Origin of the sequence: Collinsella sp. AM29-10AC, assembly GCF_003469085.1 — a bacterium.
GTDB lineage: Bacteria > Actinomycetota > Coriobacteriia > Coriobacteriales > Coriobacteriaceae > Collinsella.
This window is the reverse complement of the sequence record NZ_QSKB01000017.1, coordinates 34,035-46,847: the sequence shown is the minus strand read 5'-3', so window position 1 is coordinate 46,847 and position 12,813 is coordinate 34,035. Positions and strand designations below refer to the sequence as shown.

The 12,813-nt window shown below is 55.5% G+C and carries 12 protein-coding genes and 1 CRISPR repeat array; of the genes, 5 read left to right on the top strand and 7 right to left on the bottom strand.

Going from position 1 to position 12,813, the window contains the following annotated elements:
• Positions 1-250: 250 nt before the first annotated feature.
• From DW754_RS06865 to DW754_RS06860, 3 genes are all read left to right on the top strand, one after another.
• Positions 251-1,228, top strand: a complete 978-nt coding sequence (locus tag DW754_RS06865) for a DUF6273 domain-containing protein (RefSeq protein ID WP_118072013.1) — start codon at positions 251-253, stop codon at positions 1,226-1,228.
• Between the two features lie 383 nt (positions 1,229-1,611).
• Positions 1,612-1,749 carry a hypothetical protein gene (locus tag DW754_RS10965; RefSeq protein WP_158561633.1) on the top strand — a complete coding sequence of 46 codons (138 nt, stop codon included), beginning with the start codon at positions 1,612-1,614 and terminating at the stop codon, positions 1,747-1,749.
• A 717-nt stretch (positions 1,750-2,466) separates the two neighbouring features.
• Positions 2,467-3,372: a hypothetical protein gene (locus DW754_RS06860; RefSeq protein ID WP_117758907.1), complete on the top strand. Its 906-nt coding sequence runs from the start codon at positions 2,467-2,469 to the stop codon at positions 3,370-3,372.
• A gap of 133 nt (positions 3,373-3,505) precedes the next feature.
• Here DW754_RS06860 and DW754_RS06855 read toward each other — a convergent pair whose 3' ends face one another.
• Positions 3,506-3,790: a type II toxin-antitoxin system RelE/ParE family toxin gene (locus tag DW754_RS06855; protein ID WP_117758908.1), complete on the bottom strand. Its 285-nt coding sequence runs from the start codon at positions 3,788-3,790 to the stop codon at positions 3,506-3,508.
• Positions 3,787-4,008 carry a type II toxin-antitoxin system RelB family antitoxin gene (gene relB / locus DW754_RS06850; protein ID WP_233508894.1) on the bottom strand — a complete coding sequence of 74 codons (222 nt, stop codon included), beginning with the start codon at positions 4,006-4,008 and terminating at the stop codon, positions 3,787-3,789. Before relB ends, DW754_RS06855 begins: the two co-directional genes overlap by 4 nt.
• A gap of 67 nt (positions 4,009-4,075) precedes the next feature.
• A CRISPR array of direct repeats spans positions 4,076-4,503; the repeat unit is 36 nt; unit sequence GCCCTAGCAGAGTGCCATTCATTGAGATGCTAGAAT.
• Between the two features lie 323 nt (positions 4,504-4,826).
• Here relB and cas1 point away from each other — a divergent pair.
• A complete protein-coding gene (cas1, locus tag DW754_RS06845) occupies positions 4,827-5,756 on the top strand; it encodes a type II CRISPR-associated endonuclease Cas1 (protein WP_117758910.1) in 930 nt (309 codons plus the stop codon).
• Positions 5,753-6,079, top strand: coding sequence for a CRISPR-associated endonuclease Cas2 (cas2, locus tag DW754_RS06840; RefSeq protein WP_117758911.1), 327 nt, complete (start codon positions 5,753-5,755; stop codon positions 6,077-6,079). The genes cas1 and cas2 overlap by 4 nt, the downstream gene beginning before the upstream one ends.
• Before the next feature lie 55 nt (positions 6,080-6,134).
• Here cas2 and cas9 read toward each other — a convergent pair whose 3' ends face one another.
• The 5 genes from cas9 to DW754_RS06815 all read right to left on the bottom strand — a co-directional run bounded on the left by cas9 (position 6,135) and on the right by DW754_RS06815 (position 12,799).
• The gene (cas9, locus tag DW754_RS06835; protein WP_199411454.1) at positions 6,135-9,218 is read right to left on the bottom strand and encodes a type II CRISPR RNA-guided endonuclease Cas9; all 3,084 of its coding nucleotides are present in this window, start codon (positions 9,216-9,218) and stop codon (positions 6,135-6,137) included.
• 114 nt (positions 9,219-9,332) lie between these two features.
• Positions 9,333-9,938 carry a LemA family protein gene (locus tag DW754_RS06830; protein ID WP_199411455.1) on the bottom strand — a complete coding sequence of 202 codons (606 nt, stop codon included), beginning with the start codon at positions 9,936-9,938 and terminating at the stop codon, positions 9,333-9,335.
• A 48-nt stretch (positions 9,939-9,986) separates the two neighbouring features.
• Positions 9,987-10,826 carry a YgcG family protein gene (locus DW754_RS06825; protein ID WP_158561634.1) on the bottom strand — a complete coding sequence of 280 codons (840 nt, stop codon included), beginning with the start codon at positions 10,824-10,826 and terminating at the stop codon, positions 9,987-9,989.
• A 4-nt stretch (positions 10,827-10,830) separates the two neighbouring features.
• On the bottom strand, positions 10,831-12,387 hold the full coding sequence (locus tag DW754_RS06820) for a hypothetical protein (protein WP_117758913.1): 1,557 nt from the start codon (positions 12,385-12,387) through the stop codon (positions 10,831-10,833).
• Entirely contained in the window at positions 12,377-12,799 is a 423-nt protein-coding gene (locus tag DW754_RS06815) for a hypothetical protein (RefSeq protein ID WP_117758914.1), read from the bottom strand. The genes DW754_RS06820 and DW754_RS06815 overlap by 11 nt, the downstream gene beginning before the upstream one ends.
• Between the last annotated feature and the right edge of the window lie 14 nt (positions 12,800-12,813).

Genomic DNA, 12,813 nt, shown 5'->3' with positions numbered 1-12,813 from the left:
GTTGAGGAGCAGGGGGGGGGGGGGGGTTAGGTTCGACGCATGAGCGCCGGATGAGAGGGATGAAAAGGAGGATGAGAATAATAACAACTAGCCGTACTGCGGGACGCCAAGGAAGGCGTCCCGCTTGCCGTTCGGGAAGTATTAGCTGCGTGTTTTGGGATGCCGCTGCGGCACGTTGAGAGCTGATTGGCCCGCTGCATCGTACGCTCCTGCGTGCAATATCAATTCCCATACGAAGGGAGTGTCGCGTATGCATGCAGCGGCAATTAACCTTCGGGGGGGGGTATCTCCTAGGAATACCCGTCTCCGAGGCCAATCGATTATCGAGTACGTACTGATTATCGCCCTCATCGGCCTGGTTATCGTGTTCGCGGGGCCGCAGGTCTCCGGCGCCATCAGAAACCAATTCAACCAAGTCACCAACACGGTCGACTCCGGCGCCGACGGGGACAGCTTCATGAGCGCGGAGGAAAAGGCCTACCGCGAGGCGATGAAGACTGTTGCCCAGAAAGAAGCCAAGGACTGGACGCTCGACGAGCAGAAGGCCGCGGCCACCGACATCGCCAAGAACGGCACTTCTTCTGTGGTCTACGCCAAGGCCAAGGCCGCCATGGATGCCGGCACTAAGTTTTCGATGAAGCTGACGAACGGCAAGATGATGCAATATCGCATCATCGGCATCAACCACGATGACTTGGCCGACGGTAGCGGCAAGGCGGGCCTGACGTTCCTCACTACCTCGACGACCATCAGCTCCCGTATGAACGCCACGAGCACAAACGCCGGCGGCTGGGAGAAGTCGGAGCTTCGCCAGAAGATGAACTCCGGCGAGATTTGGAAACTCATGCCGTCCGACCTCCAGTCGAAGGTAAAGTCCGTCACCAAGCTCACGAACAATGTCGGCGGTGCCGAAAAGAATGCCGCCGTCACGGCGACCTCCGACAAGCTGTTCCTGCTCAGCTACTCCGAGATGGTCCCCACCTCCTACTGGGCATCCAGCTATCCCTGGACTTCCTCCGAGGGTACCCAGTACGAGGCGTTCAAGGGCAAGGTGACGAATAACTATTCGGCCAATGAATCCCTGAAGATTGGTAGCAATTGGTGGGAGCGTTCGGTGGTTCCTAACACCCTTTCCACGTCCTTTCTCTTTGTCCATGACAACGGTCAGCCATCGTCCTTTGGCGGCGCTCCGGACGTCATCAATGTCTGCCCCGCCTGGTGCTTCTAATCCCAGCTGTTAAGCCCGTACCTCCCCGCACGAGCTTTCTTTTGGCGATGCTGTTCTAGTGATGACGGGGCGGCAATATGCTCTTCTTGATTCGGTTGCCGAAGTTGGAATTCGTAAGATATGATGCCAAATGAAAGCGGCGCTTCCGTATGTTGTATCGAGAGTACGGGAGTGTCGCTTTCGGCTATATCGTCCTGTTTTCGATGGTTTCCGTCGAGCTTTGAACTATAACGGCTGCCGCTCCACAGGCGTCAACCGTTCAATCCGAGCCAAAAATAAGGCCGGGGTTGCAGCCCGGCCTTTGCAAGTTGAAATCCGCATCGCCCGCGTAATCGGTTAGCCACCTGCGCGGGGTCCGCTTCTTTCAACCAGAATTCTACTCGGTGGTGCGGCTCTCATGCAAGCACTCCAACGTTTCCATCGAGTGGTGCAGCCACCTCGTGGTGAGCTTGCTGTCGGGGTTCTACCGAAAGTACCGCAGCCTAGCGGCCTACTACCCCATCGAGCTTCCCAAGGAGTAAGCAAGGTCGTTGCGAATACGCACCTGGCTTGCCTTAGCCGTGAATGAGGGACGATTTTATTGCTGGCCGATTCTGTGGAAGCAGACACAGGAAAGAGGGCTTAAATCGGCCCTCATTCGGTTTTTTGGGGGGGGGTGCGGATGCCCCTCCCCCGCTTTCGGGTATTGACTCGATTCATAACGAGCCTAGAATGAAATCAATTGCGGTGGAAGCCTTTGGGCGACACCTGGAGGGGGCTGATGCGTCGGCCCCCTTTTCTTTTGGAGGTTTTTTCGGATATTCCTGAAAAAACCTAGGGAGCGGGATCGGGTCTATATTTCTATACCCCTTAGGCGGTTCAGTCGGGCATCGAGCCAGCAGTACGCATCCTATCCGGCCAGGGTATATCTTCTCAAAAAAATGTGCTCGGATGGCGAAGGGAGAAAGAGATAGCCCGGCTGGCACCGAGCTATCAATTCGACTGCACCTGCGTTGCCCGCGTTCCGAAAGTGTGACTACCTGAGGAGCGGGTTTCGCGGCACAACCTGATAGTAGCATTCGATTAGCCATCTTCGCAAACTATCAGTCTATCTTCTAGTCTATGTTTCGGCAGGATACTGAGCGTCCTGCCATTGAGCGGTCAACATGCTCGGCCAATTCTATTTCTGTCCCACGGTCTCTTCGCGAGCCGTCTGCCCGACAAACTGATAGGCAGGCAAGACAGCTTTAGGAGGCGCCATGGGAAAAGACAAGCACGTCATCTGGACGAACGATTCTTCGACTCGAGAAAGCGAGAAGAAGTACATTAAGGGTGACTGGATCAATGAGGTCCGCGCTAAACTCGGTTTGGGCGACTCGAATGAGACTTGGGTTCCATCGAGCCTTGTTGGCGCCGTCAAAGAGGCGGCCATCGATGCCGCCATCGAAAAGGCAGTCAGTCGCGATGAGAAAACCATCAATTTCGTCGAGGCCTATCGCGAGTTCGCCCAGAAGGAGAACATCGAAAATATCATCGATGAGCGGTTCTATGACGAGTTGGACGAGCGAGTCTATGAGGACAATTCCGACTGGCGAGACTGCGAGGTTGCGAACCTTTCAGGTATCGATATACATAAGTCCATCCCTCTCATCAAAGACGGTGACGATGGGTACAGATTTCTCGATGAGTACAACCCATATCAAATAATTGGAGCTATCAACGACGCCGGCGATCTGATTGAGGCTCTCTATAAAAAGATGAACGGAGACACTATCGAGTTGTCGGTCAAGGACGGAGAATTGATCGTAAGCGAGTCCGTGGGATACGTCGGCGCGATGGAAGACCATATCGTCAAGCTCGTCGATGCGAATTTCGTAAACGAGATCGAAAATCTCAGTGGCGATGAGGTGGACAATCTCTACAGCGAAAACGGGTTCAGCACGAAGACCGCGATCAGTGATGTAATCGTAGCCCTTGCGGAAAAGCAAGGTCATTTGCAGGACATCGTGCCTGCAATTTGCGAGGTCTATGGCTGGGCGGTCGGCAATGCGGAATCACAGGAGGCCGGCGAGTCGCTCGATGAGATCTGCGATGCGAAGAGCGCCGAGGCGGAGTTCGAGCAGGAGGACTGCGAGGAGATTTCTGGCGAGCAGGATAGAGGTTAGGAATTTCGGTGCCGTGCCGTGCCGTGCTGGGGAGTTCTTTAGGGGCTCCCCTTTTTGTTGTGCGGAGAGATGTCTCAGACAACCGCAAGCGGGCAGTTTGGCACCGCTTGCGGTTGTCTTGGCCTCGCGATGGTTACAGCCGCGGCATGTTCTTGTAGACACCCTGGCGGTGGCCGACTCTCACGACCTCGATGACGGCCTTTCCGTCTTCAATCCTTCCTAGGATGCGGTAGACGCCGACGCGCCAGCGCCAACCGGAATCGGTTCCCTGAAGCTGTTTTCCGTTCGGTGCGCGGCGCGGGTCGTCGCACCCGTCTAGGTTCTCCTGAACCCAAGACAAGATAATGAGGCGCTGTTTCTTCGGGATGTTGAGAAGTTGCTTGGTCGCCGCCTTTGACCACACGACGCTGAAGCTCATTCGGCCTCCATGGCCATGCGCAGGACCTCATCCATCGAGTAGCGGGTGCCGTTATCTTCCGCCAGCGCCTCGTTGTATGCCTTGATGTCGGCCGCCTCCTCGACCTTGTCGAGGGCGGCGCTCCTCACAAACTCGGAAAAGGACATGCCGAGAACGCTCGCATAGGACTGGATCCAGTCCTTCTCGCCCTCATCGAATCTGATAGCTGTTGCACTCATGGCCATGGCCACTCCAATCAAAGTATTACAATGTAGTACGATGATTATACCCATTGCTTAGGGCAAAATCATTGTGAAGTGCCATTTGCTGAGATGCTAGAATAGCAGCAGCACCGACCGTCATGGCCCGCCCTAGCAGAGTGCCATTCATTGAGATGCTAGAATGGAAAAGTAAGGAAACGGGAAAATCATTGAGCCCTAGCAGAGTGCCATTCATTGAGATGCTAGAATCTCTGAGCTCATCGGGGCTATTCGTAAGTCGCCCTAGCAGAGTGCCATTCATTGAGATGCTAGAATAGGGAAAACGCCGGGTACAGGGGGCGCGTAGCCCTAGCAGAGTGCCATTCATTGAGATGCTAGAATCTTTCATTGTGCCAGTAAGGAGCACAATGAGCCCTAGCAGAGTGCCATTCATTGAGATGCTAGAATTGGTGGTCTTGAGCTCAGTAGACATAAAAAGCCCTAGCAGAGTGCCATTCATTGAGATGCTAGAATACCCTCTGCCGAAAAAGCCCCTTTAGCAGGGGCTTTTTCATTTTCAAATTTTGTAAAACGATATTTGGCACCCATAAATGCCTTTCAAGAAGGCCGTTTTTCAGGGAAATATCAGCGGAATACAGCTTCGAATTATCGTTTTTTCGGATGATAATCGCCATTCCGCTCCGGCCTTCCTTCCCTGTTTTTGGAAAAATGCTCAATCAAATATGGTGCATTGGTGAATAAAACCTGCCAATTCGGCAATAACAATATCGATTAGTTGTCTACATACGTAAAGACCCCGTCCATATCTCATAAGATACCAGAAAACGGAGCCACCTATGTTATTGACGGTTACGATCAGCACTCCAAAGTACCTTTGCGTTCAGGACAATAACCTTGTCATCAAGGAACGCCATGAGGATAAAGTCCTCGATAAAATACCTCTATCCGACATCTGGGTCATCATAATCGATAACCCCCAAGTTTCGATCACGGCTTCTCTTATGGGGCAAGTCAATGATGAAGGTATTGGCATTCTTTTCTGCGGCTCCAACCATATGCCCAACGGTCTGGCACTCCCGATAGGCGCACATTCAAGGCATGCGGAAATCGTGGAGCATCAGCTCACCATCTCGAAACCGCTCAGAAACCAGCTCTGGGCAAAAATCGTCCGCAGGAAAATTGAGAATCAGGCGCGTTGTCTTGAGTTATGCGGTGGGGATCAATCTGATGTCAAAAGACTCCTCGGATATGCCAGGGATGTTCGAAGCAACGACAAGACCCAAATGGAGAGCGCCGCTGCGGGTGCATACTTCCCCAAACTACTTCCCTATGGAACGCGCAGGGAAGGCCCCATGACCGCGCCGCTGGATTTCGGCTATGCAATTTTGAGATCTGGTATCGCGCAGTGCGCGGTATCACACGGTTGGCTCGTTTCGCGCGGTATCCATCACCACAATGCCGAAAACGCTTTCAATCTGGTTGATGACCTTATCGAACCGTTCCGAGCCGCCGTCGATCTTCTGGTGGTCAAGGAGAACATCTTGGGTCCTCTATCGAGGATGAACAAGGATACCCTGACGAAGGTCACGTCGGTTATCGTCTTGGTGGACGGTAAGGAGATGCCCATTCAGATGGCTATCGACGTCTATTGTGAATCCCTGAGAAGGGCGGTCGAGCTGAAGGATTCGGATCAGCTCCTGCTGCCCACACTTATCGGTTTGGAAATGGCTACACCGGACAGTCTGAGAACGAGAGGCAGGCTATGAGAATCATGAGACTCTTGGTGATGTTCGATCTCCCCACGAAGACGAAATCCAACAAGGATGCCTACATCAAGTTCAGGCGTTTTCTGGAAGATGATGGCTATATCAGGGAGCAGAACAGCATCTACTCGCGGAATCTCCTCAGCAGGGCATCTGCTGAGACCCATACGGAGCAGCTTAGGAAAAACCTCCCGCCGGCGGGTCATGTCGTGGCGATGCAGTTCACCGAGAAGCAGTACGTTGACAGGGAGATTCTCGTCAACACCGGAACCTCGAACTCCGGCGGGAATGAGACACCCGGAACGCAGCTCTTCTTGACGTTTTAGTAAGAAGGGGAAGGCGCTTCAGCGCACTCCCCTTCTTAAGACTGTCTGTTATCGGCTAGCAACTGGCCGCTCGATCGGTGAGGAATTCGAGCCAGCAGAGGCCTAAGCAATCCTCTTGCATAATCTTCAGCCCGTCATTCCACTTTGACAGGGTCGGGAACCTCTCGGCCGCGAGCGGGCCAGTTTTCTGGAAGGAAATTTCCCCTCTTGCGTAATACATCTTTACTGTGTTGACGGAAATGTCGTAGGAATGCAAACGACCCACCAGGCCGTCCTGTGCCAAAACGTCTCCCGGCTTCAAAAATAGTGTCTGTTCGTCTCCAGTCAGTGGAATCTTCTCCCAGTAGTCGATTGAGAGGTCTTTCGAGAACTTCCTGATGAACGGTTTTTCCGCCTTTCGCCTTTGTACATCGATGTAGTAAAGGGGGTCTAGAAGCCAACGTGAGGTCGATTCGTTATAAACGGCAAGCAAGCCGTACTGTCCATCGTAGGCTCTGGCAGTCCCTTTGCCATCCTTCCATGCGGTAGTGCAGGGGCCCAATGCGCCCTTTTTCTTCTTGATGAGGTCTTTGCCCTTCTCGTCGACTCCCCTGTAGGAATAGGCGTTCTCCTTGAACAGCGCTCCCGTGGCAGTGCGGGTCGGTGAATAGGTCGGCACGATGCACGGAATCCACGCATCGACTTGATTTTTGAACTCGGGATAGGGCAATGAGCGGTTCAACAGGCGGTCGGCATCTCGGTGCGTGGCGTGTTCCTCGCTGATGAGGGCGATGCTCTTGACGACCGAGGGCGTGCAGGCGGCAATCACCGCGGCGTCGACGGCATGATGGCGGTCATCGTCTCGGTCCTTCTTACCATCCTCATCGAGGATTCCGATACGCCAAACTCGGCGCATGAGACCCGTCGCCGCGCCCGAGACGCAGAAGACGTGTCTGCGCCCGTCATCGGGAAATGGAAGGCAGTCGGTGAGCCATTTCGCGACATCCTTGGACATGTAACGGGTGTCGTTCAGGTTTCGGCTGATGAAGGTATCGAGGTTATTCGTGAAGTTCTCTTCCTTCAACTTCGCGAGCTTCGAAGAATAGTAGTGCTTCGGGTCCTTGCCTTTTGCCCAGACATTCATACGAATGCAGAACTCGTCCCAGTTCGGCGCGGTCGGCTCGCCCGAGGTCATCCACTCGTAGGGCGTGCGGTTCGCCTTGTCGCGGTTCGATTTCGTCAGGACGAGAACGTTGTTGGTCTTCGAGTTGTCGCAGGAACGGGAGAACGGAAGGACGTGGTCGATCTCGACATAGTCCTTTTCCGTCAGCATGCGACCGAAGTCAATCCCCTGCCCCGTGTAGGGGTCCTTTCCGCCCTGCTCGTTATAGAGCCGAACCTTCTCTAAATCCCTGCCCTTCACGTGGGCGGAATCGGGAAGACCGAAGAATTGAACGATATCGTCCTTGGCTTTCTCGTTTGTCCTTCGGTTGAAGATGTTCCCGCTCGTGATGATTTTCTTCTCGTGCTCAGTGTGCTTCAGGTCGTTTGCCACCTCGACGCGAATCGTGTCGGGTAGACCATAATGCCTGATAATCGAGTTGATGATTCGGCGCAGCTGGGCGCAGGAACGCAGGACAACTGGGTTGGTGCAGATTGGGGAATAGCTCGAATAGGGTTTCAGGAAACCATTATCGGGCGCGTTGCGCTTGGCTGCGAGTGCCTCACGTGCGTCATACAGCCCCGTTGCGACCTCGGCATCGTAAAGGCGCTCGATCTTCGTGTCCTCGAACGCATCACGGAGCATCCGGAGCGCCTTCAAGCTCGTCGAGCCGTATCCGGTGAACAGCTTCGAGCCATAGGGCAGCTCGAGAAGCGCATCCATGTCCTCTTTCGTAAACCCGTCGGTGCGCTCGGCGATACGGGTGGCGAAAGATTCGGATGAGGATGCAAACGTTGCGGCGGCGCATACCTCATCGGCGAGGTCGATATCATCGTGCAGGCGATTGAGCAGGGCTGGGTTCAGGGCATGGAGTGTCGAGCAGAGCGCGTTCCATGCGGGAATCTTCACGCAGGCATCTTTCGCCTCGTCGGATTGGCGGATGCCGGCGAACGTGGCGGTATCGGCAAGGTCGAGCTTCTTGCGCAGCTGCGACCATTTCAGCGGCTTTGGATTCTTGGAGACCTTGAACAGCTCGTGGACTATCTGGTTGCGCACTGCAGGCGCAATCTGCGTAGCGGGACCGCCGATATGCTCAATCTTGACGTTCGCGAGCGTCTGGTAGGCACGGACCATCTCGGACGAGATGGATGATTTCGGTCCGCGCTTGACCGGCTCGCCGAGGTAGGTGCAGTAACCGACCTTGGAGTAGATAATCCGGTCGCGTTTGGTCGTATCCGTAAGCCAGCGCAGGGCGACGAGATACTCCCCTTCAAGCGATTCGGTGGCAAGTTCGTTTCCCAGCTCGCGCTGATGGCGGAAAATGGTATGAACCTCGTCCACCACCATGTCGATATCGATGGTATGGGAGTAGTCATTTTGGCGGTTGCGGATTTTCGTCTGCGTTATGAGGTATTGGGCGAACGTCTCGTAGCCGTTCGCTTCCATAATCTCGGCGTTGGCTTCCAGGGCCTTCTTCACCTTGCCGGCATCCTTGTCGTTGTCGGCTTTGCCATGATCGATATAGCCGCGGCGGGAGGCGAAGCCGTAGAGGATACGGGCGAGCTCGCGGCAGGAAAGAACCTCACTCAGGCCCTTCACGCGCAGTTGGATGTTGTCCCGTTCGCCCTTGCGTACGGAGAACCATTCGGCGTCCGCGCCCTCGGGAATGACGCCGTGCGCTATCAGAATCTCGCGGATATGCTTCTTCCTCGCCGCGCGGCGGGCGATGTTACGGCGCTGCGACCTCGCCTGACGCCTCGTAGATGCAAGACTCGTCTGGTCTTTCGGATTTCTCGGGCAATCGAACAGATGGGTTGCCATGAGGACGATCTCTTGGTTCAGTCCGTCCATGAGGCAGATTCCGATATCGGCGATTCCCATGTCGATGCCGAGAACCAACTTGCGGGGCTTGGAGCTGAATTGCTCGCGCGACATCAGGGCCGTCTTGACAAGCTCGGGGTCGAATCCGCTCTCGCGTGGGTCTGCGAATGCTGCCATATTCACTTCCTGTCTTCTTGAAGCGCTTGGGGAACGCTTGCCGGTACATCAATAATAGTATAGCCTCCCGTAACGGCGGAAGGCTATATCAAGGTAAGGTTTTACGGCCGAATATCAATTGAAATCGACAACGGGGACGTTTGCCGCGGACGGTGCGGCTTTGTATTGGGCAACGCTGTCGAAACCGAAGGGTTTTGCGATGAGGTTCATCGGGAAAGAGGTCACCTTCCTGTTGTAGCCCGCAACGTCATCGATGTAGCGCTTGCGCTCGACCGAGATTCGGTTCTCCGAACCCTCGAGTTGCGTCATCAGGGTCTTCACCTGCTCGGAGGAGGCAAGTTCGGGATAGTTCTCCTTGACGGCGTTCAGAAGAACGGTTGTCTGGGCGTTCAGCTCGTCGTCTGCGGCGAGTTTTTCCGCCTGGGTGTCGGATGTCTCGAACTGCTTGCGGCTTTCGGCGATCGACTTGAAGATCTCCTGCTCGTTTTGCATTTCGCCCTTCACGGATGCGACGAGGTTCGGGATGAGGTCAGCACGGCGCTGCATCACGTTCTCTACTTGCGCCCAGTCGGCATCGACGGTCTGCCGTGAGGCATTCAGGGAGTTATACATCCCGCCGCCGATTGCCATCCCCAAGAAGAGGATTACGACGATGGCAAATGCCGCCACCATCCACGGCTTCAGCTTCGGTGTTCCGGGTCGATTGTCTTTGGATTCCATTTCGTGTCTCCTGTTCTGTGAATTACTGTTGCGATGCTGGACGGATTGTTACCAGCTGCCCGAAGCGCCCCCGCCACCGAAATGGCCGCCGCCTGACCGGTGGGAAGAGTGTGAAGAGCGATAAGAGGATGAGCTGTGCGAGTGATCTGTGCGGGAGGAGGAATCGCTGACATAATTCGAGTTGCGCGGATTTGGCATCGCAATCGCCAACACGATGATGCCGATAAAGAGGATCCACGCAATCACGGTCGCGGCCAAATCGGGCTGTTCCTCATCTTGTGCGTTATCGTTGAAATAGGTACCGCCATCGATGTCGGGTTGAATTGCGTTTGCCACGTCCCGCGCGAGGTCTTTCACGCCGGCTTTGATGTCGCGGTCTCGGTAATAGCCGTGGGCGCTGTCGAGAATCTTCGCGCAGACCGAATCCGTCAGCCTGTCCTCGAGACCGTATCCGACCTCAAGCCTATCCTGGCGGGTGTTTTTCACGAACGTGTAGAGTACGCCGTTGTCCTTTTCGGAATCACCCGCGCCGATACGCTGCGCCTGCTCAATCGAATAGTCCTCGATAGTCTGAGCTAGCGGCAGGCTGTCGATAGTCACTACGTAGAGCTGTGCGCCATCTGCTTGGCTCTCCAGCGTCTCGTTTAGCTGCGTCAGGGTGTCGGCAACGGATGAGTCCAGGACATCGGCACCATCGTACACATAGGGTGAATCGGGCGTGAAAGACGGCTGACTCGCAGAACTTGCCGCAATAGATGACCACGCCGTAGCGGCGAGGATAATCGCCAAGAAAGCAATCAGAAATGTTTTCCAATGCCTGCGTAAAAAAGAGGACCTGCGAATCGGAAATTCATCGCCCTCCGAGTAAGTCCAGACTTTGATCTTCACTTCCCTACCTCGCATCCTTCAGCAGGGTCAGGGTGTCGGTGGAATCAATGGTTTGCAGGTTCAATTTAGTTGCGTACCAAGGCGCCGATGCGGTCGAGACGATGTAATAGTCGAAATCGCCGGAAGCGAGGTAGGACAGCCTTGCTTTCTTGGATTGCATGCCGTCCACGTAGTCACGGTATGGGGAGACGACTCCCGCCGCACCCTTATCGTCCCAGAGCTCGGGTCGCAGGTCGAAGGGAACTTTCATCCCCTCCCACTCCAGGTAGTTGTATATGACGGGATCCTCGGCGTATACGACGGGGTCGTAGATGCCGCTTTCGGCAATCTCCTTCACAAGGGAATTTGCCGAGCGTTCGGAGGTCTGCCAGCAGGACTGTCCGCCGTTCGCGGCACAGACACAGCAGTTCGCAACAAGCGGGCCGATTGCGGCAAGGAGGGCAATCAAGGCAGCAGTTTTTGCCGCATGGTGCGATTTAGATGCGGAAGGGTCTTCGATTCCCGTCAGCAGGCTCGCGAAGGCGAGGGCGGATGCAACCGAGAAGATCCAGACGTTTCGCCAATGGAGCATCGTCGCGACCAAGGCGGCGATGAGGATGACCAGCAGCGGGGCATCGATCCGTTTGCGCCAGATGGCGGCGGCAAGTGCTGTGGGAATGAAGCCGACCGCGAAGAAAACGACGCAGAACCCGTTCGTCGCCTCGAAGGCGGGCTTCATCTCCGATATCACATTTCCGTAAGATGCAGCACCCATCGAGTCGATCACGTAGCGGACGCCATCGACGCCGTACGGGTTCACGAAAGCGGCGAGAAGCATCGCAGGCAGGGCGATGGTTAGCGGGAAGATCTCGGCCAGCATCTCATCGGGAGTGGTGGTTTTGAATTCGGATAGGTCACGGGGCAAAAGGAAGCACCCAGCGAGGAAGACATCTAGGAACCACATGGCCGATTGCATGTTCACGTGCAGTATGGTGATCGCGGGCAGGGCGATGAGATAGCGCCAGTCGCCGGTACGCTTCCAACGAGTGCAGACACCGACAGTCAAGCACATGCATGCCATCGACCATGCCGTAGGACGGACTGAGATGTAGATTCCCGCCCCGAAAAGGGCTAGGCCGATGCAGAACAGCAGGCGGGGCAAAGTCAGGCGTTTATCGCCGAATCCTTGGATTGCAAAGGCCAGCGCGAGGGCAACGACGGCGGAGAGGAGGACCTGATAGAGTATCGTGCCGGCATATCCTGCCAGGGTATACGAACCGTATAGCAGCACATCGTGGAGCCACTGCTGGACGACAATCGGCCTGTAGGACGCCAATGACCAAGGGTTGGTGTACGGGATGCCGTTCTCGACGATTTGCTTTCCCGTTCCGAGCAGGAACCAACCATCAGAGTCATACGATCCGTTTCCCTGCATGAGAAAGCCTGCAGTAGACATGACGCAGGCAAGCAGAATGAGGAACAGGCGGTCGCGCTTCCCGTCTTGCATGAAAGGCAGCAGGAAGACGCGCAGAACGGGGATGCGGAACGGCAGGGCGAGCTGGGTGTCACGTTCAGTCGGCATTCTGCTCCTCCTCCAGGGGCATTCGGACAATCTGCACGCCCGAGCCGCGACGACAGCGGATAGACGAGCCATCCTCGAAGCGGACTATCGGGGCGCGGCCGGTCGCGGTCGATTCGATTTCGATTGAGTTGACGTAGAGCTTCGCCCCATCGGGGAGACGCAGCTTCATGTCTGGGACAATCACGATTCCATCGTCGGTCTGGGGCAGCTCAATCAACCCGCGGTCAACGGCTTCCAGAAGCGTCGAGGCGGTCTTTGCGTTCGCCTTCGCCTCGGAGTCCTCGTAGTAGTACTGGCTGCGGAGCTCTCCGTAAGCCGCGAGGAAATCATCGACGGCTTCCTCGAGCTCCGTCGTGTCGATCTGCCTGCGAAGCCGAGAGATGGCCTCGCTTACCTTGACCGCCGCCTTCATCGAGACCGCCTCGA